The sequence below is a fragment of the Kribbella sp. NPDC104740 genome (assembly GCF_055583505.1).
The window spans coordinates 236,240-259,790 of record NZ_JBVJNV010000003.1; the positions used below are offsets into that span (position 1 = coordinate 236,240).

General features: G+C 67.0%; 16 protein-coding genes. 7 read left to right on the top strand and 9 right to left on the bottom strand.

Annotation, left to right across the window (positions count from 1 at the left end; genetic code table 11):
• Positions 1–7: 7 nt before the first annotated feature.
• Together ACZ6Z4_RS17300 and ACZ6Z4_RS17305 are read left to right on the top strand one after the other, a co-directional pair.
• Complete coding sequence (locus ACZ6Z4_RS17300; RefSeq protein ID WP_465564492.1) at positions 8–1,141, top strand: sensor histidine kinase; 1,134 nt, start codon at positions 8–10, stop codon at positions 1,139–1,141.
• Entirely contained in the window at positions 1,138–1,743 is a 606-nt protein-coding gene (locus ACZ6Z4_RS17305) for a response regulator transcription factor (RefSeq protein WP_465564495.1), read from the top strand. Before ACZ6Z4_RS17300 ends, ACZ6Z4_RS17305 begins: the two co-directional genes overlap by 4 nt.
• Here ACZ6Z4_RS17305 and ACZ6Z4_RS17310 read toward each other — a convergent pair.
• Entirely contained in the window at positions 1,740–2,570 is an 831-nt protein-coding gene (locus ACZ6Z4_RS17310; RefSeq protein ID WP_465564498.1) for a GNAT family N-acetyltransferase, read from the bottom strand. The genes ACZ6Z4_RS17305 and ACZ6Z4_RS17310 overlap by 4 nt on opposite strands.
• Positions 2,567–3,391, bottom strand: coding sequence for a GNAT family N-acetyltransferase (locus ACZ6Z4_RS17315; protein WP_465564503.1), 825 nt, complete (start codon positions 3,389–3,391; stop codon positions 2,567–2,569). Before ACZ6Z4_RS17315 ends, ACZ6Z4_RS17310 begins: the two co-directional genes overlap by 4 nt.
• A gap of 55 nt (positions 3,392–3,446) precedes the next feature.
• Here ACZ6Z4_RS17315 and ACZ6Z4_RS17320 point away from each other — a divergent pair, with 55 nt between their 5' ends.
• On the top strand, positions 3,447–4,073 hold the full coding sequence (locus tag ACZ6Z4_RS17320; protein WP_465564506.1) for a PadR family transcriptional regulator: 627 nt from the start codon (positions 3,447–3,449) through the stop codon (positions 4,071–4,073).
• A 314-nt stretch (positions 4,074–4,387) separates the two neighbouring features.
• Here ACZ6Z4_RS17320 and ACZ6Z4_RS17325 read toward each other — a convergent pair whose 3' ends face one another.
• From ACZ6Z4_RS17325 to ACZ6Z4_RS17335, 3 genes are read right to left on the bottom strand one after another with little or no spacing between them, the layout of a single operon-like run.
• Positions 4,388–4,789 (bottom strand): Imm32 family immunity protein, encoded by a 402-nt coding sequence (locus ACZ6Z4_RS17325; protein WP_465564509.1) that lies wholly within the window; start codon positions 4,787–4,789, stop codon positions 4,388–4,390.
• A 16-nt stretch (positions 4,790–4,805) separates the two neighbouring features.
• Positions 4,806–11,537 carry a polymorphic toxin-type HINT domain-containing protein gene (locus ACZ6Z4_RS17330; RefSeq protein ID WP_465564511.1) on the bottom strand — a complete coding sequence of 2,244 codons (6,732 nt, stop codon included), beginning with the start codon at positions 11,535–11,537 and terminating at the stop codon, positions 4,806–4,808.
• The gene (locus ACZ6Z4_RS17335) at positions 11,537–14,314 is read right to left on the bottom strand and encodes a LamG-like jellyroll fold domain-containing protein (RefSeq protein WP_465564514.1); all 2,778 of its coding nucleotides are present in this window, start codon (positions 14,312–14,314) and stop codon (positions 11,537–11,539) included. Before ACZ6Z4_RS17335 ends, ACZ6Z4_RS17330 begins: the two co-directional genes overlap by 1 nt.
• Positions 14,315–14,552: 238 nt before the next feature.
• On the opposite strand from ACZ6Z4_RS17335, the gene ACZ6Z4_RS17340 reads away from it, so the two are divergent.
• The 3 genes from ACZ6Z4_RS17340 to mptB are packed head-to-tail and all read left to right on the top strand — an operon-like array spanning position 14,553 to position 17,834.
• Positions 14,553–15,542 (top strand): ATP-binding cassette domain-containing protein, encoded by a 990-nt coding sequence (locus ACZ6Z4_RS17340; protein WP_465564517.1) that lies wholly within the window; start codon positions 14,553–14,555, stop codon positions 15,540–15,542.
• Positions 15,539–16,303, top strand: coding sequence for an ABC transporter permease (locus ACZ6Z4_RS17345; protein ID WP_465564520.1), 765 nt, complete (start codon positions 15,539–15,541; stop codon positions 16,301–16,303). The genes ACZ6Z4_RS17340 and ACZ6Z4_RS17345 overlap by 4 nt, the downstream gene beginning before the upstream one ends.
• Positions 16,304–16,343: 40 nt before the next feature.
• Positions 16,344–17,834 (top strand): polyprenol phosphomannose-dependent alpha 1,6 mannosyltransferase MptB, encoded by a 1,491-nt coding sequence (gene mptB, locus ACZ6Z4_RS17350; protein WP_465564523.1) that lies wholly within the window; start codon positions 16,344–16,346, stop codon positions 17,832–17,834.
• On the opposite strand, the gene menD is transcribed toward mptB, so the two are convergent.
• Genes menD through ACZ6Z4_RS17365 form a run of 3 tightly spaced genes read right to left on the bottom strand, consistent with a single transcriptional unit; the run spans position 17,728 to position 21,409 of the window.
• A complete protein-coding gene (gene menD, locus ACZ6Z4_RS17355) occupies positions 17,728–19,365 on the bottom strand; it encodes a 2-succinyl-5-enolpyruvyl-6-hydroxy-3-cyclohexene-1-carboxylic-acid synthase (RefSeq protein ID WP_465564526.1) in 1,638 nt (545 codons plus the stop codon). The two genes, mptB and menD, sit on opposite strands and share 107 nt — an antisense overlap.
• Positions 19,362–20,303, bottom strand: a complete 942-nt coding sequence (locus ACZ6Z4_RS17360; protein ID WP_465564530.1) for an o-succinylbenzoate synthase — start codon at positions 20,301–20,303, stop codon at positions 19,362–19,364. The genes menD and ACZ6Z4_RS17360 overlap by 4 nt, the downstream gene beginning before the upstream one ends.
• Complete coding sequence (locus tag ACZ6Z4_RS17365; protein ID WP_465564534.1) at positions 20,300–21,409, bottom strand: AMP-binding protein; 1,110 nt, start codon at positions 21,407–21,409, stop codon at positions 20,300–20,302. The genes ACZ6Z4_RS17360 and ACZ6Z4_RS17365 overlap by 4 nt, the downstream gene beginning before the upstream one ends.
• A 61-nt stretch (positions 21,410–21,470) precedes the next feature.
• Between ACZ6Z4_RS17365 and ACZ6Z4_RS17370 the strand changes: the two genes are divergently transcribed.
• Positions 21,471–22,343: a 1,4-dihydroxy-2-naphthoate polyprenyltransferase gene (locus ACZ6Z4_RS17370; RefSeq protein WP_465564537.1), complete on the top strand. Its 873-nt coding sequence runs from the start codon at positions 21,471–21,473 to the stop codon at positions 22,341–22,343.
• Between the two features lie 55 nt (positions 22,344–22,398).
• Here ACZ6Z4_RS17370 and cds1 read toward each other — a convergent pair whose 3' ends face one another.
• Positions 22,399–23,508 (bottom strand): L-cysteine desulfhydrase Cds1, encoded by a 1,110-nt coding sequence (gene cds1, locus ACZ6Z4_RS17375; protein ID WP_363672205.1) that lies wholly within the window; start codon positions 23,506–23,508, stop codon positions 22,399–22,401.
• Positions 23,509–23,551 lie beyond the last annotated feature (43 nt).

The following is a 23,551-nucleotide window of genomic DNA, read 5'->3' on the forward strand; positions in this document are numbered from 1 at the left end:
GGCGCCCATGACGTCGGTGCTGGGGTGGTGGAACGAGCGGAGCCGCGCCGAGCGCTTCGACATCAGCCTGCGCTGGCCGCTGTACGGGCTGATCCTGCTGGAGCCGCTGTTCGCGCTGCTGCTGTTCCTGTCGATGGCGGAGCCGATCGGGGCTCGGCTGATCGGCTTCCTGGTGGTGTCGGTCGCGCATGCTGCCGTGGGGTTCGTACTGCTGCGCGACGGGATCGCTGCGTACCTGGGTGGTGCTCGGCTCGACCTGCGGATGGTTGCCGTGGGCGTCGTGCTCGGTGTGGTCGGCGTAGCCCTCTCACCGGATGCTGCGTACGGCGTGGTGGTCATGGGCGGGGCCCTGACGCTCGCGCTCAGCCCTGTGCTGTGGAAGTCGCTGCTGCTCGTACTGGTCGTGGTCGGCGCCCTGCTGGTCGGCCTGCTCGGCGGTGAGGTCAGCGGGCAGTTCAGCTACTTCTACGGCGCCGGGCTGATGGTCTTCACCTGCCGCATCTCGGTGTGGATGCTGCGGCTCGGCTGGGAGATCGACCACTCGCGGGAGGTCAGCGCCCAGCTCGCTGTCGCCCAGGAACGCCTCCGGTTCGCCCGCGACCTCCACGACACTCTCGGCCGCAACCTGTCGCTGGTAGCAGTCCAGAGCGAGCTGGCAGCGCGCCTGGCCGAGCGCGGCGACTCCACTGCGGCTGGCCAGATGCTCGACGTACGCCGGATCGCCCACGACTCTCTCCGCGAGATGCGCGCAGTAGTGGGCGGCTACCGCGCCACGGACCTCGCCACGGAGCTGTCCGGCGCCCAGTCGGTCCTGCGCTCGGCCGGCATCACCTGCCGAGTCATCGGCGACGGCACGACGCTGCCGCCGGCCACGCAGACCGCGCTGGCCTGGGTCGTCCTGGAGGCCACCACCAACGTTCTCCGCCACAGCACGGCGACAACGTGCAAGATAGAGCTCGAGAGCGACCGGGAGGCGGTCGTCCTGCGGGTGTCGAACGATGGTGTCAGTCAGTCGTCAGCTGCTGGTGGGAACGGGCTCGCAGGGTTGCGGGAACGGTTGGCGGAGGTGGCGGGGACCTTGACTGTGGAAACACCAGGTGGGTGGTTCGTCGTACTGGCTCGGCTGCCGGTGGTCGTGTGATTCGGCTGCTGCTGGCCGACGACGAGAACCTGATCCGGTCCGCGCTGGCCGCGCTGCTCTCGCTCGAGGACGACCTGGAGGTGGTCGCCCAAGCGGCCTCCACCGACGAGGCGGTCGCGATGGCTCGGCTGCACAAGCCTGACGTGGCCGTGCTCGACCTGCAGATGCCCGGCGCTGGTGGGATCGGCGTCGTGGAGCAGCTCCGTGAGCACCTGCCCGGCTGCGCCACGCTCATCGTCACCGGGCACGGCCGCCCTGGACACCTCAAGCAGGCGCTCGCCGCCGGGACCCGCGGCTTCCTCCCGAAGACGGTCTCCGCCCAGGTCCTCGCCGACGTCATCCGCACGGTCCACGCCGGCGGCCGGTACGTCGACCCCGAGCTGGCCGCCGAGGCGATCAGCGCCGGCGACAGCCCGCTCACCGCCCGCGAAGCCGACGTGCTGGAACTGGCCGCCGACGGCGCACCGGTCGAGGAGATCGCGCGCCGCGCGGCGCTCTCCCCCGGCACGGTCCGCAACTACCTCTCCGCGGCCGCCACGAAACTGGGCACGACGAACCGCCACGAAGCAGTCCGGGTCGCCCGCACCCACGGCTGGATCTAAGTCAGTTCGTACCTCACGAAGTCGACCACTGTGCGGTAGCCGATCCGCGCGTAGATCTTGTTGGACGTCGGGTTCGCCAGGTCCGTGAACAGGCAGGCCTGATCGCCTGCCGCCAGGATCTCCCGTGTCACGTGCGACGTCACCGCGCCCGCGTACCCGTTCCCCCGCTCCTCCGGCGGCGTGTACACCGCGCCGATCCGGGCCGCCCCGAAGAGCCCGCCGTTGTGGCTCGCCATGCTCACCACGCGACCGTCGCGCTCCCACACCCACAGCCGCCCGAGCCGGATCCGGTCGCGAGCCCAGCGCTCTTCCTCCTCGGCCCCGATCCGCCCGCCGATCGCCTCGCCGAAGCCGCCCATCATCTCGGCCGCGGCCGTCAGATCCGCGTCGATCGCCGGCCGCGCGAACCCCTCGGCCTGCAGCGGCGTGAAGTCGACCAGCCGGTGCAACCGCGTCCACCGGTCCTCGACGAACGTCCCGCCGTACAGCTCGATGAACCCGCGCGTCACCTCCTCCGGCCCCTCGACGTACTTCACCGCGACGCCCGACTCGGCGATCGCCGCGACCACCACCGGCAGCAGCTCGGCATCGAGCCCGCCGAGCATCACCCCACGCAACGCCGTACAGGCAACGACCCCGACCACCGCGTCCCCTCGGTGCACCGACACGAACACCGGCGGCGCCGGGTCGTACAGCAACCCGTCGATCCGCCCCTGGACGTTGCTGAGCAGCACCGAGTTCAGCACCGGATCCCGTTGCAACCAAGGGAAAGCGACCGGCGCGAACGCGGCCGGATCACCCGTCACCCGCGCGGACGGCGTACTCATCGCACGAACCTCAGATCCACGAAGTCGGCGATCGCCCGGTAGCCCGCGAGCCGGTAGATCTTGTTCGCTGTCGGGTTCGCCAGGTCGGTGAACAGGCAGGCCTGGTTCCCCGAGGCCACGATCTCCCCGCTCACGTACGCCGTCAGCGCGCCCGCGTACCCGTTGCCGCGGAACTCGTCCGGTGTGTACACCGGCCCGACCCGGCAGACCCCGAAGATCGGCAGGTGGTGCCCGACCATGCTCACCGGCGTGCTGTCGACCTCCCAGAACCACAGCGTGCCGTCGGCGATCTGCTGCTCGGCCCAGGCCAGGTTGCTGCCCTCGATCTCGTCGTCGAAGTCGATCGCGACCCACTCGGCGGCGAGCTGCGCCTCGTCCGCCGTGGCCGGCCGCGGTCCGCCGTCGGCCTGCAGACGGGTCAGCTCGTCGAGCTTGTGCAGCCGGAAGCCCATCGTCTCGGTCGCGCTCTCGCCGCGCAGCTCGCGCCACTGGCCCGCGAATGCCTCCGCGGCCGGGCGGTTCCCGGCGACGCCGGGCGCGTCCGGCACCTGCTCGGCGTACACGGCCGCGACCTCGGCGGCGTACCGGACGTCGAGCCCGCCGACGTGCACCGCGCGCCCGGGTGTCCGCATCGCCGCGCCGACCACCTCGCCGGATTCGTCGTGCACCGACACGAACACCGACTCGCCCGGCTGCGCGCCGGCCTCGGCGCGCTGCTCGACGTTGCTCAGGAGGATCGTGTGCAGCACGGGATCCCTTTCCAGGAAGGGAAACACCGTGGCCCTGAACTCGGCCGGGTCGTCGGTCGCACGCGTGGTCATGACGCCAAAGCTAGCCTCGCCCACCGACAAGTTCCCGCGAATTACACTGCGTCCCATGTCCACCACGCGGTTGCTGCTGCTCGGCGTCGTCCGGATCTTCCAGCCGGCCTACGGGTACCAGCTGCGCCGCGAGCTGCTCACCTGGAACGTGCAGCAGTGGGCGAACATCAACCCCGGCTCGATCTACACCGGCCTGCGCACCCTCGCCAAGCACGGCTTCCTGGAGGAACTGGCCGAGGGCAAGGGCTCGAAACCCGGCCGTACGTCGTACCAGCTGACCGAGGACGGCGAGACCGAGTACTTCGCGCTGCTCCGCCAGGCCCTGTGGACGGTCGACGGCTTCAACCCCGGCCAGATGCAGGCCGCCCTCAGCTTCCTGTGGTCCCTGAAACGCGACGAGGTCGTCGCCGCCCTGGAGTCCCGCATCGTCCAGCTCGAACAGCACGAGAAGGCCGCCCCCTTCCACGAACGCCAGGTCGAACAGGACCCCGGCACCCCCAACCACGTCGTCGAGATGTTCCGCATCGCCACCGCCCGCGACCGCGGCGAACTCGAGTGGACCCAGTCCTTCCGCGACCGCGTCCTGGCCGGCGAATACGCCTTCGCCGGCGAGAAGCCCGACTGGCTCCCGAGCCCCGACGCCGCCGAGAAGTGGCGCAACCTGCCGGAGTCGCCGGACTGAGCCACGCCGCTCAAGCAGTAACGTATCCCGGCAAAGTAATTGACCATTGCCTGGGCCAAGACCGCCAACGACGTCGCGTCAATCTCCTGTCATCCTGCAAAGCGGAGAATCAATAGGGCTGCCAGAAACCTTCAACAGCCCCGTTGCGACGTGCCTCCGAGAAGCCTCTCAACCACGCTCCATCTATATATCCGACGTCGACCGCTCACGAATACCTCAACGCGACCCCAGCACCGAACTGTCGATGGAAGAGTTCGGCAAACCCACGGAGAAATAGACGACTTCACTTCAGAATCAATCGCAGCCAAGATTCTTCATGACCTCGGGTGTTCATCAATATCGATGGCGACAACCAACGATTCTGATCCACTTGCCAGATAGTCATGTTCTAGAAAGTACTCGACATGAAGATGGTCACCCCCGTCCGCCTCCAGAGCAAAGGTTTCGATATTCTCGGCAAGGAGAGAAATTGACTCTCGCCCACCTTGAATTTCTAGAGTTTCAAGGTGGGCGGATGACGAGATCAGGATCTTCCCGCTAGTCTGCCGAAACTTTATCCACGACAGGGACCGACTGTACGGAGATGGATCGGAGATGAACTCCAGACTGACTTCCCCCTGTCGAGTCCTGAGATCCTGCGCCAACGCCACGAGATCAGACCGAGCCCCCGACAACTCCATTTCTCCGGTCGAATCACCGCGCAAGACCTTCAACATCAAACCTCCAAATGAGTTACGGCCAGTAGTCGCCTGGACGAATCGTGGATGGATCGATCGGCGTGTGCGGATCCTTGAATGGGCCACTGTTAACTGTCTTCCCATTGATCTGGGTCTCAAGATTTAGGTGCGGACTCAATTTCTGAACGTGAGGACTGTTTGGGTTCACATCGAACCTTGCTATCTTCCTCACTAAATTTCCAGACCCATCCGTCGTAACGCTCATGAACTGGACTCCGCCACTGCCGGACCGCACTACCGTCGCATCATCACCAACGTGTGCAACAGCACGCTCAACAGCCTCGTCCATCGAAATGCCGCAATTGCTGTTGTGAACGAGGACCGGAGTCTTGCCTGCTAACACATAGTACGTGTGCACGCTGGCTACGGTCAGGTTGTACACGCGTCCCGGAGCTGCATACCGCTCGGCGTCAATCACTGTAGCGGCCCTAGGAGCAAGGGGGGTTTGCAACGTGTCGTCGACCTGCAGGTCTTTCGCCTTGATCCACCTGCGACCGGCCTCCAGGAAGAACTCGTGTCCGTCCGTCGCCGTCAGCGTTCCAGTCTGACCGGCTGCCCCACCCCCTCTGACCGACAGCTTGATCAGGAACTTGTCGCCTTGGCCGATGATCGTGGCTGTAACTGGTTGGCTGCTCGTCTTTCCAGTTGCGGGATCGGTGGCCAGGACCCGGTCGCCCAGTTTGAGCTGCTCGATCGGTTTCTTGGTGCCGTCGGCCATCAGTACCAAGGTGCCTGGCACGAACGAGTGGCCGGTCACGCATTTCTTCGCAGCTGCTTGGGCCAACTCCTTGCCGGCCAGGTTCTTGAGGGCGGCTTCGGCGGCCTCCTCCGCTGCTTTCTTCGCGGCCACACGCCCCGCCGCCGACAGCACGGGCTTCAGGGCGAGCCCAGCTTCCGGTCCCGCGCCGGGGATGAACCATGACGCTCCCTCGACGACGGTCAAGTTGCAGGCGACCTGGCCGCTTGGGCTCCGTGGGCCCATGCAGTTGTCGGCGAACCTGTGACCGAAGTCTTTGCCGTAGTCGACGGCGTAGTCCGCGAGCCAGTCGCGGCCATGCTCGTTCACGTACAGAGTGAAGTCGCGTGTCTTGTTCACAGCAGTGCGGCCGAGCCACCTTTCGGCGTCGCCGCGTGCCTTGTTCGCCTTCTTGAAGAAGCTTCCGATCTTGTGGAGGGGACTCGTCTTCGCCGGCGGGTCCGCGGCCGGCGGCGGCTGGTTTCCGCCGCCGGTCGGCAACGTTCCGCCGGAGTAGTGCTCGAGCATCTCCATCATGCCGCTCGGGTCCGAAGCGGTGACCGGATTGCTGCTCGCGTACGCGTAGGCGTTGAGCTGTTGCGGGTTGGTCACATCTGCGAGCGGATCAACCGAGATGAACCGTCCGAGTCCGGTGTCGTACTCACGTGCTCCGAGGTGTGTCAGGTTCGTCGACGCGTCGATCTGACCGCCGACAAACCCGCGAATCGTCGGCTGCCAGCCCGTGTACTGCCCGCGCGGTACTCCGAACGGATCGAGCCAACGTCGTGCCACCGCCAACGAGAACCGATTGATGCTGACGGTTGCCGTCCCGTGGTTGTCGGAGAGCAGCAGCTCGACCTGCGCACCGTCGCGTACGGCGACCGTGGCGCCGTTGAACTGGTAGTACCGCGTCGAGGTCACGGTGTTGGTGGCCTTGTTCCACCTGACCTCGTCCTGCCCAAGATAGAGCGTGGCGCCGTCCGGATCGTGCTTGATCAGCCGGTCGCCATCCGCACCGTAGATGAACGAGGTCGGGCCACTACCGCCGGCACCGCTCAGGCTGGCCAGTTCACCCTCGACATCCCAGGTGAGCGTTTCGGTGTCGCCGCCACGGGTCCGGCTCGACATGTTGCCCGCCGCGTCATATCCGTAGTTGCTGGCCGAGGTGCCTGACGGCCCGCTGGTCGTCACTCCCGTGACAGCGTGCGGCCGAGGTGAAGCGCCTGAGGGGTAGGCGTAGGTCTGGGTGACATCGCCCGCAGTCGTGTGATCGATGACCTCGGAACGGTTACCCGACTTCCAGTACTCGTACTCTCGCCAGTACGGATAGGTCCCACCCAAAGTGGTCGTTGACGGCGGGGTCGCGCAAGACGCGCCGGATGTCGTCCGTGCCTGAGTGAGGCGGCGAAGGTAGTCGTACGAGAAGCACTGGCGGTCGCCGCCGGTCCCTTGGTTGTACGACTGACCGATCGACAGGACGTTCCCCGCGTTGTCGTAACCGTAGGTGAAGGTGTCGTCCGGCACGCTCTGCCCCTGACGCTGAACCTGCATCGTCTCGGGCCTTCGAGTGCCGAGCTGGTACGTGAACAGCTGCGAGACAGCCTTCGCGTTCACGACGTCGCCCATGGTGTAAATGAGCGGCTCACCGTACGGCGAGTACTGGGCATCGGCCAGGTACGACCCGTAGCCGCCGCCCATCCCGACAGGCGCATCGATGAGCGGATTGGAGCTGTAGTGCATCTGCAGCGCCTCGGTCGGCAGACCGGGCACCGTCGGAGTCACCACTTTGTCGATCGCGCCGTTGGGCAGGTAGCTGGTCGTCGAAACGTAAGTACCGGCCAGCTTCCCTTCCGCTGCTGGGATGGTGGTCTTGGTCGCGGTCGGGCGCCCCAACGCGTCGTAACTCGTGACCTCGGACTTGTAGTTGTTGGCACCAACGGTGCGTGTCGACGACGTCAGCAGGCCCTTGGCGACGGTGTCGTACACCCAGGACGCCAGCACCGGACCGGTCGCGCTGCCGCTACGGACAGCTGTCTTTCGATCCAGGTTGTCGTAGCCGAAGAACAACGACTGATTGCGTGCATCGACGACGGAAACGACCCGACCAGCTTTGTCGTACGTCGTCGAGCTGGCTCCCTTGTCAGGATCGTTCGTCGCGATCTGCCGGCCGCGCTGGTCATAGGTGTAGCTCCAGGTGCTTCCGCCCGCGTTCTTCACGCTGGCGAGCTGATCAGCATCTGTGTAGGTGTAGAACGTGCTGTCGTAAGCCCCGGTCGCCGACGCGCCGAGATACTGCCGCAGCTCGATGGTGTTCCCGCGGATGTCTTCGACCTTCGTCGTCGGCGTGTCGCCGGCCGGAGGGTCTGTCGAGACCCAGTTCCCTCCGTACGTCGTTGTCGTCCGCCATTTCTCCACTGCCATGCTGCGGAAGATCGAGGCAGTCACCCGGTTCGCACCGTCGACCTCATAGACGGTCTGCGCGGGCAGTTCGGTTTGAACCACCTTGAACAGTGCGGTCGACGGGCCGCTCGCGTCGTTGTAGTAGGGCGCGGTCGCGCTCGCTGTTCCACCACGCTCGTCGTAGCGGGTCTCGGTAATCATGCGGCCGACGCCGTTGCCTGCGACTGCCTGCGTCTGCCGCTGGCGGAGGAAGCCGTCGAAGAGCGCAGTGGATGACCGGTAGGACCCGGTGTGGGTCAACTCCTGTGTGGTGATCGCATTCGGCTGCGCCGCGGTGTTCGACAGTTTGTAGGCATAGGTGGACGAGGCAGTCTGTGCTCCGGCCTTGGACCGATCAGGAAGCCACACACCGGTGAGACGACCGGTTGGATCGTAGGTGAGGTCGGTCCGTTTGTTGCCGACATCGATCTTGGTCGTGGGCAAGCCCCAGGCCGGCTGGAGTGTGGTCGTCACGACGTTTCCCGCGGCGTCAGTCACCGACGTACCGGTGACCGGACCCGTGGTCGCCGGCGTGAAGGCGGTCTTGCTGATCAGTCTGTCGAGACCGTCGTAGGACTCGAGGACGCGTCCCAACGTGTCATGGACCGTCCGCTCGACCTGTTCGTAGACAGGGCCGTCGTTCCAGCCGTTCATCGACTCGGTTCGGGAGGGGATGCCGTCTGCCGGAGCCGCCGTGACCGACGTGTTCTGGTCGTAGTAGGTGCGGTTGTCGGAGACCACCTGGCTCGGGCGGTTCGGAGTACTGGCGCAGCTGACCGACACCGTCTCCTCGCGGCTGACCGTGTCCATGATCCAGGCCGCCGAGTTCCGGTTGTAGGTCGTGCGAGTACAGCGGTCGTCGTCACCACGGCTGACGTCTCCGAGGTCGCTCACCTCGGTCGGCATGCCGTAGTCGTCGTACGTCGTGTTGACGCCGCCGGTGCGATACGCACCGTCGGAGAGCCGGACTCGGGATCGTGTGTACGAGGTTCCGAGGAGAACCGCCGCATGTCCTCCGCCGGATCCGGTCTGCAGAAGCCAGGGAGTGCTGATGGTTCCGGAGACCTCGGCGCCGCCGCTGCCGTTGTAGGTGATCTGCTCACGGACGTAGCCGTTGAGACGATCGAAGTCGTCGTAGTCGGCACCGGTGGTGTCGCGGATCGAGGTGGTCTTCGTGCCGCCGTTACCGTCTCGATCTCCGTACATCCCGCGGAAGAACAGGTACCTGGTCGCCGTCTGATTGCCTGGCGAACCCTTGAGAACGGTGACGTAGTTGTAGCCGCGCCAGTCGCCCCAGGTCCGGTTCTCAGGCTTGGCAAAGGGGTCGTCGTAGTAGCGCCAGGCGGGGGTGCCGCCGTAGGTGTAGCTCGTCACCTGGTCCGGAGCGTCGGTGACGAGATCGTCGTCCACCACGTTCGCGACGACGTACTTCTGGAAATAGTTCATTTGCGGCGCAGTGCCGCCGTCCCGGGTGAACCACACCGGGAAGCAACGCATGCCGTTGCTCGCCGGCGCTGTCGGCTTGCTGTTGACACTGCACTCGGAAGGCAGGTAGTTCACAGTTGTCTGAGCGCCGGAGTCGGTCTTGATGATGTGCATTCGAAGCTTGTTCATGGCCAGCGCGCCACCCAGGACGCCGTCCACGCGGTTGGGCAACGAGACATAGTCGAAAGTGGTGGACGGATCGGTCACCGTGCCACCGACAAGGCCCTTGTGGGTGATGGAGTTCAGCCACAGAATCTTGCCGGATCCATCCCCCGGATCCTCGTAGCTCTGCCCGAAGGACCAGTTGTCCACCGCAGTCGTAGTTGTACCGGATCGGATCTGGGTGGTGATCGAAGTCAGGCGCTTCCGGGTGAAGAAGCTGGGTGAGACCTTGTCCGGACAGGTCGTGGCGGAGGTACAGATCTGGTCGAACGGAACATCCGGCCACGAGGTCGCGTTGGCTGACGTCAGTTGGCTCGGGTCACAGGTGATGGCGCCGCTCGGCAGACACCGCTCAGCGACGGCGAAAGTCACTTGGGCGGGTGGCGTGCCCTGATCCGAACCCTCGCGCTCGCCGTACTCGATCGTCGTCAGGTAGCTCGCCCGGTCGTACGTCGAGACGTGCGCGTTGTTGTTGCGCCCGTAGTTGTTGGTCTCCTGCGCGTAGCGGTACGTCACCTGATTGCCCGACGTATCCACCACACGGTCGAGGCTCCAGCGCCACGGCAACTGACACGACGACGTGTCGAACGTCGATGCGTTGCACGGTTCGTCGGTGTTGTTGCCGAAGACCGTGACCTTCGAGACGGAGTTCGTCCTGGCGCTGGCATCCGCCAAGGCGTTCAGGCCGAAGTAGTAACGCGTCCCGTCGGTAGTGGTCAGCAGCCAGTACCCGCCGTTCTTGATGTCTTCGTCCACGAGGACACGCTGAATGCGCGAGCCGTCGTCATCGCCGAGTTTCCACTGCTTCTTCACGGGATCCCAGAGCAAATCGCTCGAGTGGCCATCCAGCGACAGCGTCGCGTTGTCGGACTTCCAGCACAGGTCACCGGTCTTCACGGTGTTGTTGGCGTTGCCACCCATGTCGTCGGAGCAGGCGATGTACTTGCGCTCGACGAAACCTGCTTGAAGGTCCTGCCCCTGACCGAGCCAAGAGGTCTGGTTGTTGGCAGAAGCAACCTGCCCGTCGACCGACCCGGACGAGTACTTGATCGTGAGATCGGGCTTCGGTCCGACGGTTCCTGGTGGTACCCGCATCGGGTAACTCCAGTTGAACTCACCTGTCTGAGCGCCGACAGACCAAGCAGAGGACGCAGCCAACGAGGTGGCCGCGTACGTGCCGTTATCGCCTGACGCGCCTGCGGTCAGAGCAAAGGTGGACATTGCCTGCACCGCAGGCACCTCGGCGGTGTAGCGCCCTGCCTTGCTCTCGTTGACCCCGTTGGCCACCGGCGTCGTCGTGCACTGGGCGGATGCCGAGCAAGTCAGTTGCACCAGACGAAGGCGACTGGCCCAGTCACCACCGTAGGCGTAACGGAACCTGGAATAGTCGATCTGCAGCTTGACTCGGCCAACTGACCCGAGGCCATCGTTGCGGGCAACCTGGACGGCAACACCGTTGATCCCGAGTTGACGAGACGCGGCCTGATCGAGCAGGTCAACTCGAATAGACGCCGGTGTAGTACCAGGCTTGCCTGCAGCTGCAACCGACACGGGTGAATCGCCGACTCGGCGAAGGACGGAAGCGGCCTTGGAACCTGCGATCGCCGGTGGCGTGGGCGCGTTCAGGTCGACCGACTCCGATATCGCCTTCGGCCACGCCGGCTGTGCTAGCGCTGCGGTGGATTTCCGCTGAGTTTGCTTCGGTGCGCCCGCAGTGAAATCGGAACCGGGCACTGAAGCGACCTTCTGCAACGCCAGTTCTGGCAGGTGAGGTGTCTCGGAGCGGGTTGCCCCGGCTGCTGAGGCGCCGGCAAACACGCCGGCGACCAGACTGACACTCAGGGCAAACGTCAGTGCAGCCGCTCCACGTCGCATGAGCGATCCGCGTGAGGTCATCTTGGCCATCAGCTGTCTCCATCGGTGTAGGAGCGGATCAGGGCGTCACTGACGGACCCGTCGTAGACCATCAAGTCATCGAGGTAGCCGCGGTAGAAGTTGGTCACAGTCCCGTCCTTGATACCGAGGCCGGTGCGCAACGGGCCCGCGCCGTCGAGGACCGTGCCGGACACTTGATCGGCCCGCCAGTTGCCGTTGACGTAGAGCGTGGCCGTCCTGGTTCCCTTGTTGTAAGTAGCGATGAGGTCGACCCACTGCTCGGTCTCGGCAACGGCTGCCGCGTCGTACGCGATCGGGATTGTCTCCAGCCTGAATTCGCCCACAGAGGTCGCCAAGGTGAAGGCCCAGACGATCTTCCGATCGGTCGCATCGTCATCGGTCGGGTCGTTCGGAGTGTTCTTGCCCTTCCAGGTCATTGAGGTGGACCCGAGGGTGAAGCCGCTGTTCCCGGGGCGATCCTCGCTGACGACGACTTGCTCGTTGCTCTTGATGTCCGGTTTGACCCGGACTGCGACCGAGAAGTTCTCGGTCGTTTCGACGACATCGGTCGCGGTGGTCGCCGTCGTACCGCCCTCGGTTTGCAAGCCCGGAATGAACAAGGCCTTGTCCGGGACCGGCAGCGCCCATTCGCCTTGGTCACCGACACCCCAGGTGACGGTCGGTCCGAGATACATCGTGCGACCGTTCGCCGAATTGTCCGCGGTACTGGTACCGGCACCCTCGTCCATTCGCCAGTGACCTGTTGCCGGGCGATCGGCCGCGATCAGTTTCAGTGAGGTCGGTGCGAACGATGTGTTCCCTGCTTGATCGACAGCCCACGCTCGCACCACCTGAGGACCGAAATGGGTCGAGGTGAACGTCGCCGTACCCGGAGTCCGCGGAATCGAATTCGACGGGACCGCGTCGACATTGACGGTGTACTTGAAGGCCACCACGTCGCTCGTATCGGTGCCGAACCTGATCGTGATGGGGCTTCCGACGGTGTAGGGCCCAGGAGTAACAGCCGTGATTGTGGGCGACGGAGGCCTGGTCGTGTCGAGAAAGAAGTAGCAGTCGTTGCTCCACGGCGTGTAGGCACTACCGTCGGTGGCGCGTACACGCCAGACGTACGTGGTCTTGTTCCACAGGTCTGTGGTCGGTGTGAAGTCGAACTCCGACGACACTCCGCCCGCCTTGAAGGCAGTGCTCCCGGTGAAGGACGGGCCGGCATCGACCGCTCGCCGGATCTCGAACTGCGCTTGGACAGAGTTGCTGTCGGTATCGGTGACCGCAACAGTCAGCTTGGGCCGGACACTGCCGATGTAAGGCTGGCCGGTCGTGCTCGTCGCGCACGGAGCTTCGGGGTCTGCGATGTGCCTGTTGTGCAGAACCGGCGCGAAGTTGTAGTTGACGGTCAGGACGACGTCGTACCGGAACCGCTTCCAGGCGTTCTGGTCCGATTCGTCAGCGACTCGCATGCCCAGATAGAACGATGCGGAGTTCTCCGCCGCTGCCTGGGCGACTGCCGTCTTGACGTTGAAGGGGACGGGATAACCACCGGGCTCACACCCGTCGCGACCGTAGGCCACCGTGGCCTGTGCGAGCTTCTGCTGCCATACCATGGCTCCGGAGCCCGAGTTCCAGGTCGTGTTCTCAGTCGGTCGCGCCGTCTTCCAGACCTCGACAACCTTCGGAGTACAGCTGGCCGTCCAAGTCTCGAAGGCGATGAAGTTCGCCGACACGATCTGCGACAGAGCGATTTTCGCCGTACTGAACCCGAAGAACAAGCGTTTGCGGCTCCACGGCTCGAACGCCTGATAACCGACCCCCTCGTCACCGCCCCAGTTCCAGGTCGGGGTCGTCGGGTAGTGCTCGTTGATCATCGCGCGTGCGATCCGGGGCCCGCTGAAGGGAGGATCGATGTGCAGCGGGTACTTCGTCTTCGGATCACTGACAAGCGCCTGGTCGGGCCGGATCTCGAGGCTGTCCGGACTCACCTCGACCGCCATCGGCGCCACGGTGTCGCCTTCGAGCGGTTCAGCCGTGCGGTCCGCCGTCCTGGGCTGCGCCAACCGAGCACCGGAGGAATCCCACATCGTCGGCCGAGGTGCGCTGAAGACCACCTCACCAGATGCGCCGACAGCTTCGACGCCACCGATTGGGGTACGGCGCACTGTCATCCCTGGAGCCTCGAGGCCCATCTCGATCTGCTGGAGTTGTGGCGACTCGGCTGCGGCCGGCGTACGGACCACCAGTACCTGCGCGAACGTCTCCTTGGTGACGTTGATCTGGAGATCGACGTCCGGGTAGACGGACGGATAGGTGAGCTTCGCGCCGTCGATGACTGGTGCCGGTAGCGCCTCAGGCCACGACAAGCTGAGCCGCTGGCCTTTGTCGGTGAACGAGACCAAGTTGGCATCGCCTCCGGCGGAGAACTCCATGTCGATCGCCGTCGCGGCCGGGCGGATCCTGTCTCCGGTCTTCGACAAGGTCGGGTCGAGGTCGACCCAGCCGCCGTCTCGCCGCTTGCGAACCGGGGATGCCGCCTGCTCGAGAGTCATCGTGCCGTCGGGATTGGCGTACGTCTTGGCAGTCTCGGTGCGCTCTTCCTCGACCTCTACCCGCTGTCCGGACTCCGCTGCACGTAGAACTGCCGATTTCTCGGGTTGCTTGGCGGCACTGACCGGTGGCGCGGCTACCGCATCAACAGGCCCGGCGTGCACTCCGCCGACGGCTGCCACGACGGCAACTGCCGCCAGGGCAGCGATAGTGCGGGTTCTCCGAACGCGCGACAGGTATTTGGGCATGACGATGCAACCCCCAGGGGCGTGGACGACCTAGAACAGGCGCTGGGGTCCCCCGACCCCTCCAGTGGCGCGCGTAACTTACCAAGCGCAGATGCTCTGACGGTAGAAAATTGCATCAACCTGCAATCTTTTCGGAGATCTGTAACGCTCATGCCCACCCTTCAACCTCCCCTGCGGCTGAGGTGCGATCAGGTGTTCAACATTGACTATTCAAGATTGATCAATCATCCTGGTGCGCATGATGATCGAGGCTCGGGGTCTGGTGCGGACGTTCAAGACGAAGGGTGGGGTGGTGCAGGCGGTGCAAGGGGTGGATCTGGAGGTGGGTGAGGGGGAGATCGTCGGGTTTCTCGGGCCGAACGGGGCCGGGAAGACGACGACGATGCGGATGCTGGCGACGTTGATCGCGCCGACGAGTGGGTCGGCGACGGTGGCGGGGTGTGATCTGGCGAAGGATCCGGTCGGGGTACGGCGGCGGATCGGGTACGTGGCGCAGAGTGGGTCGACGTTGCCGGAGGCGGTGGCGGGGGACGAGGTCGTGGATCATGCGCGGCTGTACGGCGTACGGAAGGCCAGGGCGATCGCGGACGGGCAGCGGTTGTTCGACGAGCTGGATCTCGACGGGTTGTGGCGGCGGCAGTGCAAGACGTTGTCGGGTGGGCAGCGGCGGCGGCTGGACATCGTGATGGGGCTGATCCACGAGCCGAAGTTGATCTTCTTGGACGAGCCGACGACGGGGCTTGATCCGCAGGCTCGGGCGAATCTTTGGGAGCACATCCGTGGGCTCAGGGAGCGGGGGGCGACGATCTTTCTGACGACGCACTACCTGGACGAAGCCGATGCGTTGTGCGACCGGATTCTGGTGATCGACCACGGGCGGATCGTCGGCGCCGGTACGCCGGAGGCGCTGAAGCAGCAGGTGTCGGGGGACGGTGTGCGACTGAGTCTCCACGACCCGGCCCAGGGGCCGGTGGTGGCGAAGATCGTGCAGGAGCTGGACGGTGCGGTGGCGATCGAGACCGACACCGACGGGGTGAACTTCCGGATCCCGCGCGGTGGCGCGATCCTGCCCTCGCTGCTGCGGCAGATCGATGCCCAGGGCATCGAGCTCGACGGGGTCGAGGTGCACCGGCCGACGCTCGACGACGTGTTCCTGACGATGACCGGGAGATCCCTGCGCGACGGAGTACCGGCGGAGCCGGAGCTGCCGAAGGAGGCCGTGGCATGACCGTGCTCACCGAGACCTGGATCGTCTTCCACCGGCAGATGCGGCTGTCGCTGCGGAACCCGATGTGGTCGATCCTGATGCTCAGCCAGCCGTTGCTGTACCTGTTCCTGTTCGGGCCGCTGCTGAAGCCGATCACCGCGCAGATCAGCCAGGGGGCGACGACGAACGCCTACCAGGTGTTCATCCCGGGGCTGATCGTGCAGCTGGGGATGTTCGGGGCGATGTTCGTCGGGTTCGGGCTGATCGCGGAGTACCGGGCCGGGGTGATCGAGGCCGACCGGGTGACGCCGGCGTCGCGGATGGCGCTGATGGCCGGGCGGGTACTGCGGGATGTCGTCGTACTGGTCGTCCAGTCGGTGCTGCTGCTGGTGGTGTCGATCCCGATGGGTCTGCGGGCGCCGTGGGGTGGGGTGCTGCTGTCGCTGGTCATCGTCGCGCTGCTCGGTGCGACCTTCGCGTCGTTGTCGTACTCCGTCGCGCTGATCACCAAGAGCGAGGACGCGCTCGCGCCGCTGCTGAACGGGATCGCGATGCCGTTGCTGCTGCTGTCGGGCATCCTGCTGCCGATGCAGATCGGTCCGACCTGGTTGCAGCGGTTGTCGGACATCAGTCCGCTGAAGCATGTGGTGACGGGGGTGCGGGCGCTGTTCCGCGGTGATGTCGCGAGCAGTGCGTCGCTGTGGGGGTTGTTCTGGGTGGTGCTGCTGACCGTTGTTGGATTGGCAGTTGGAGCGCGCACCTTCAGGAAGGAATCCGCCTAGCGTTCATCGGGGCTTCTTCTGCGGCGGTTACGGTCCGGCCATGCGGGTTCCTTCGCCCTTGGTTCGTGGTGTGGTGGGGAGCTGGGTCGTAGCCGCCTCGGCGCTGGTGACGTCGGTGGTGCCGCAGTCGTCCTGGGTGGCCTCGATGCCGCTGCGGGACTCGCTGGCCGGGCGGATGACCGGACTGACGTTCATGGTGTTCGGGCTGGGTCTGATGGTCTGGGCCTGGCTGGAGGTCGGCCGGGACGTTCTGGCCGGGCTGAAGCACCGGCTGCTCCGGATGACCGTGCTCTGGAGCCTCCCACTCCTCCTGGCGCCCCCGCTGTTCAGCCGGGACGCCTGGAGCTACGCAGCACAGGGCGCACTGGTCGCCAACGGCTTCGACCCGTACACCGTCGGCCCGGCCGCCCTCTCCGGCCGCGTGGTCGAGGCCGTCGACCCGATGTGGATGAACACCCCGGCGCCGTACGGCCCAGTGCCACTCGCGTACGGCGGACTGATGGCGCACCTCACCGACAACCCGTACCTGCTGATGCTCGCCCACCGCGGCCTGGCGCTCCTCGGCATCGTCCTGATCGCCTGGGCCGTCCCGAAGATCGCCGTGGCCTGCCGGGTCGACCCGGCGGTCGCCACCTGGCTGGTGGTCGCCAACCCGATCCTCATCACCCACGGCCTCGGCGCTGCACACAACGACGTGCTCATGCTCGGTCTGGCCTGCTCCGCCTTCGCCGTGGCCCTCACTGGTCGCTGGGGCACAGCAGCAGTCATCGCCGGCACGGCTGCCGCAGTCAAAGCGCCAGGCGGGCTAGTGGTCATCGCCATCGCCGCAGTGATGAGTCCGCTCGCCGGTAGAGCTCTCAAACGCCTGGCCAGCTTGGCGATCGCCGGTGTGGTGTCGGTGCTCACCCTGGTCACAGTCGGCGAGCTCACCGGCGTCGGCTCAGGCTGGATGGGCGCACTCGACGTACCCGGGCTGGTGATGTCGCCGCTGTCCATCGCCAACCTGGTCGGGCTGGGCACCTCCGGCGTACTGGACTGGCTAGGAGCCGAGGACGCGGCTCAGCAAGCGCTGCAGATCATCCGGTTGCTCGGCATCCTCGCGGCGCTCGGGCTGATCGCCGTACTCGGGCTGCGGTCGCACATCCACCAAGCGGCCCGCGCTGTCGGCGTGGCCATGCTCGCCGTCGTACTGCTCGGGCCGACGGCACACGACTGGTATTTCCTCTGGTGCCTGCCGTTCCTGGCCGTTGCCAGGCCCGGCAGACGCCTGATGACCGCACTGGTCGGCGTCAGCATGATCCTGACCGTCGCCGCACCGCTCAACTCGTCGCTGCGCGGTGCGGTCATCCCCATCCTGGTCACGACGTCGCTGGTGCTCGTGGTCGTCGGCACGCTGCTCGGCCGGCTCCGCACGCTGCAGCCCGCTACTGCGCCCCGACTGCCTCGTTCACCGCGGCCTGCAGCTCCAGGTGCAGCGTTGACGGCCGTGGCAGCCGCACCTCCACCAGGTCCACGCCCGCAACAGTCCTGACCAGCGCGGCGCGCAGCTCGTCGGCTGTCGTCACCAGCGTGTACGGCGTACCGGTGGCTGCGGCCAGCGCGCCGAAGTCCGTCCCGTGCGGCGTACCGAAGACCCGCTCGAAGTCGGTCGACCCGGCCTGCTCCAGCGTCGAGAAGATGCCGCCGCCGTTGTCGTTGACCACCACGATCCGCAGGTCGGGCCGGGCCTCGGCGGGGCCGATCACCAGCCCGCTGAAGTCGTGCAGGAACGCCAGGTCCCCGATCAGCGCGTACGTCGCCCCGGCGTTGGCCAGTGCGGCTCCGACAGCAGTCGAGACCGTCCCGTCGATCCCAGCCAGCCCACGGTTCGCCACCGTGCGGATCGGTACGACGGGCGCCAGGTCCAGGTCGCGCACCGGGTTCGACGAGGCAACCACGAGCATCCCGTCTGCGCCGACGGCCTCGCCGACGATCGCTGCGACGCCAGGGCCGGTCAGCGAGCCGGCCAGCAGCTTGTCGATCGCCGGACGCGCCAGCTGGTCGGCCTGCTGCCAGCGGGCCAGCCAGTCGGTGCTGTCGGCGTCGATGACCTCCACACCGGTCAGCACGGTCGCTGCCCGGCGTACGGCGTCCGGCCAGGAACCGGTCGGCGCGACCACGACCACCTCGACGTCGGGCCGGCCCAGCAGCCCGGTGATCGGCCGGGACAGCGTCGGGTGCCCGAACACCACCACCCGCTCGATCTCGTCCGCGAGCTTCGTTGCCCCCAGCAACAACCGGTACGCCGGGATCACCGACGGCCCGATCCGGGCCCGGCTCGACGGCTCCGCGAACAGCGGCCAGTTGCCAGCCTCCGCGGCCAGCCGCGCGGCCTGCGAAGCGCCGTCACCTGCGACGACGACGGTCTTCGGCCCGGCCGACAGCGAGGACGGCTGACCACCAGCGGCTCGCACACTCGTCCATGGGCCGCTGCTGCGCCCGTCCAGCGGCTCCGGCCACTCCGGCCCGTCGGTCGGCACCAGCGGCTCGGTGAACGAGCAGTTGAGCTGCACCGGCCCCGGGTCGTTGCTGCGCACTCCGACAGCAGCAGCAACCGCCCGCGCGATCTGCGACCGCCAGTACGCGACCTGGCCGGTCTCGCGCCGCGGCACGCCCATCTCGTGGAACATCCGCACCGCACCGCCGAACACCTTCAGCTGGTCGGTCGTCTGGTTCGCGCCGCTCCCCCGCAGCTCCGGCGGCCGGTCCGCGCTCAGCACGAGCAGCGGCAGCCCGCTGTGCGACGCCTCCAGTACGGCGGGGTGCAGGTTGACCACCGCCGTACCGGACGTGGTGACCACCGGCACCGGCAGACCGGTCCCGCGGATCAGCCCGATCGCCAGGAATCCCGCCGTACGCTCGTCGACCCGCACGTGCAGCCGCAGCCGGCCCTCGCGGTCAGCAGCGGCCAGCGCCATCGCCAGCGGAGCGCTGCGCGAGCCGGGCGCGAGCACGACCTCCCGGACGCCGCACCTGATCAGCTCGTCGACGACGACCGTCGCGAACGCAGTGGACGGGTTCATCCAGCACTCCTCTTCAAGGCTTCGACTCTGGCCAGCCGTGCTTCCCACACGGCCGCAGTCTCTGGTGACGCAGCAGCTTCGGCCAGCAACGCCGGATCGGGCGTGAGCCGCTTGACCGGCAAGAACCCGTCGACCGGCAGCAGCGGCTCAGCGACGACCTCTCCGGTGAACATCGCGACAGTCGCCAGCCCGCACGCGTACGGCAGCTCCGGCAACGCAGCAGCGAGTGCTACTCCCGCAGCAATCCCCACCGACGTCTCCAGCGCCGACGACACCACTACCGGCAGCCCGATCTGCTCAGCGATCTCCAGACAGGCCCGCACGCCACCGATCGGCTGCACCTTCAGCACAGCGATGTCGGCGGCCTCCAACTCCCGGACCCGCAGCGGATCCTCGGCCCGCCGGATCGACTCGTCAGCAGCAACCAGTACGTCGGTACGCCGCCGCACCAGCGCCAGGTCCTCGACGGTCCAGCACGGCTGCTCGACGTACTCGAGGTCGAACCGCGACAACTCCTTCAGCGCCGCGAGAGCCTCGTCGACCGACCAGCCGCCGTTGGCGTCGATCCGGACCCGCCCAGCACTCCCCAGCGCGTCCCGGACAGCTTCGACTCGAGCCAGGTCGTCAGCAAGCGTCTGACCCGGCTCAGCGACCTTCACCTTTGCGGTAGCGCAGCCGGACGCCCGCACGATCTCAGCAGCTCGCTCCGGTCGCAGCGCGGGCACAGTGCAGTTCACCGGGATCTGCTGCCGCAGCGGCGACGGCCAGCCATCGATAGCAGCCTCCTGCGCGGCCCGCAGCCAGGAAACGCAGGTGGCGTCGTCGTAGTCCAGGAACGGACTCCACTCGGCCCAGCCGGCCGGGCCCTCGAAGAGCATCCCCTCGCGAACGGTGATGCCCCGGAACTTGTTCTTGAGCCCCAGCGAGTAGGTGATCACCGCACACCCGCCAGCAACCGCTGCCGGTCGACCTTGCCCGACCCGAGCATCGGCAACGCCTCCAGCCGCACCAGCTCGCGCGGAGCCCAGGTGCGCGGGAGGGTCTCGGCCACGTGGTCTCTCAACGCGTCCAACGAGGCAGTACCGACGACGAACGCCACTACCCGACTCCCCCACTCCTGGTCAGCCACACCGAGCACCGCCACGTCAGCAACGTCCGGGTGCTCCAGCAGCCGAGCCTGTACGGCGGGCAGTGTCACGTTGACCCCACCGGAGATCACCACGTCGTCCACGCGGCCGACGACCTCCAGGTGTCCGTCGACGAACCGGCCGCGGTCCTGCGTCCGGAACCAGCCGTCGCGCAGCACCTCCGCGGTCAGCGCGGGCTGCAGCCGGTAGCCGGAGAACAGCGTCGGGCCCTTGATCAGGATCCGCCCGGCCGCCGGCGTGCCCTCGCCTCCGTCGTCCAGCGCAATCTCGGTCCCCTCCAGCGCGCGGCCCGCGTACACGCACCCGCTCCCCGTCTCGGTCATCCCGTACGCGGGGATCGCCGTCACCCCCGCGGCCGCCGCCCGCGCCTTCAGCTCAGCCCCCATCGACGCCCCGCCGATCACGATCGCGTCGAAGCTCCGCAGCGCGTCCGGCGCCGAGTCCAGGTACCGGCTCAACTGCGTCGGCACCATCGCCGTGTACCGCCGCGCCCCGGTCATCTCCGCAACCGCCGCCAGGTCGTCGGCCACGACCGGCGTCGTACCGGCCAGCAGCGACCGAGTGAGGATCTGCAGCCCGCCGACGAAGTACGGCTTCATCGGGAGCAGCCACTGGCCCGGTCCGCCGAGCCGGTCGTGCGTGGCCGTGGCGGAGGCGACCAGAGCGTCCCGCGACAGCAGGACCCCCTTCGGCTCACCCGACGACCCCGACGTGGTCAGTACGACGGCGCAGCCGTCCTCCAGCGGTTCGTCCGGCGCGGCGGCCCGGCGTACGCGCTCGGCAGCCGCCGGGTCCGGGGGCACCGGGGCGAACGGCCGGCCGGTACCGTCCAGCACCTCGGACAGCGCGGCAAGGACGGCCTCAGGCGTGCCGGGCACCAGACGCAGACTAGACATACTCCGCTGAGCGTAGCCCCGACGCGCGATCGCCGACCCGACGGCTGACAGAATCCGGGCCATGGCCAACCTTTCTCAGTGGATCGAGGGCGCCCGGCCCAGGACGCTGCCTGCCGCCGTCGCTCCCGTGCTCGTCGGCACCGGCGCCGCCGCGTACCTGGACGGCTTCGTCTGGTGGAAGGCCCTGCTGGCCCTCGGCGTCGCCCTCGCGCTGCAGATCGGCGTGAACTACGCCAACGACTACAGCGACGGCATCCGCGGCACCGACGAGAACCGGGTCGGCCCGCTGCGGCTGGTCGGCTCCAAGGTGGCCACTCCGCGCGCGGTGAAGACCGCCGCGTTCACCTGCTTCGGTGTGGGCGCCGTGCTGGGAATCGTGCTCTGCGCTACCTCCAGCTGGTGGTTGCTGGTCGCAGGAGCGGCTTCGCTGGTCGGGGCGTGGTTCTACACCGGCGGCAAGTCGCCGTACGGGTACCGCGCGCTGGGAGAGGTCAGCGTGTTCCTCTTCTTCGGGCTGGTCGCAGTGCTCGGTACGACGTACGTGCAGGCCGAGACGCTGCACTGGACGGCCGTCGCCGGTGCGGTGGCCATCGGAGCGATCGCCTGCGCGCTGCTGGTCGCCAACAACCTGCGCGACATCCCCACCGACTCGGTCACCGGCAAGCGCACGCTCGCCGTGGTCATCGGCGCGGCCCGCTCCCGGCAGCTGTACGCCGCACTGATCGCCCTGGCCTTCATCCTCGCCGCGCTGTCCGCGCTGGCCACCCCGTGGACGCTGCTGGCCCTGATCGCCCTGCCGCTGGCCATCAAGTCCATCCGGGTAGTGGTCAGCGACGCCGTCGGCCCAGCCCTGATCCCAGTGCTGAAGGGCACCGGGATGACAGAGCTGGTGTACGCCGTGGGCCTCGCCGTCGGTCTCGCCCTGGGCAGCTAGCCCACCCCGCGCCGCCGGCCGCGAAGCGGCCTGGCGCTCGGGGCGCTCGGCCTCCCTACTCCCTCCACAGTCCCGTCTCGGCGAACCCCCGCAGCGTCTGCTCGTACGGACTGATGTCGATGCTGTTCGACCGCAGCCAGTCGTCGTCGTAGTACGTGTTCGTGTACCGCTCACCACCGTCGCACAGCAGCGTGACGATGCTCCCGCGCTGACCCATCCGCCGCATCTCCGCGGCCAGCCGCAGCGAGCCCCACAGGTTCGTGCCGGTCGACCCGCCGACCAGCCGCCCGGTGACCCGCGAGCAGAACCGCATCGCCGCGATCGACGCCGCGTCCGGGACCGCGATCATCCGGTCCACCACCCCGGGCACGAACGACGGCTCGACCCGCGGCCGCCCGATCCCCTCGATCCGCGACGGCCGGCCGGTCGCGAAGTCGCTGTCCGCGGCCTCGAAGCCCGGGAAGAACGCCGACCCCTCCGGGTCGACCACCGCGACCGACGTCGCGTGCCGCTGGTAGCGCACGTACCGCCCGATCGTCGCCGACGTACCGCCCGTACCGGCACCCACGACGACCCAGGTCGGCACCGGGTGCTGCTCGAGCGCGAGCTGCCCGAAGATCGACTCGGCGATGTTGTTGTTGCCACGCCAGTCGGTCGCGCGCTCGGCGTAGGTGAACTGGTCCATGTAGTGCCCGCCGGTCTCCTCGGCCAGCCGCTTGGCCTCGCCGTAGATCTGCCCGGACCGCTCGACGAAGTGGCAGCGCCCGCCGTAGAACTCGATCAGCTGGATCTTCTCCCGGCTGGTCGAGGCCGGCATCACCGCGACGAACGGCAGCCCGAGCAGCCGCGCGAAGTACGCCTCGCTGACCGCGGTCGACCCGCTGGACGCCTCGATGACGGTCGTCCCCTCCTGGATCCAGCCGTTGCAGAGCGCGTAGAGGAACAGCGACCGCGCCAGCCGGTGCTTCAGCGAGCCGGTCGGGTGCACCGACTCGTCCTTCAGGTACAGGTCGACCCCGCTCATCGCCGGCATCGGGAACACGTGCAGGTGCGTGTCCGCACTCCGGTTGGCGTCCGCGTCGACCACCCTGACCGCCTCGGACACCCACGCCCGCTGCTTGTCGTCCCGCCGGTCCACTTCCCTGCACGCCAACACGTCGCTCATGAGCCACAGGCTAGGGCTACTCGCGGCGAGTTGAGTATTCCTA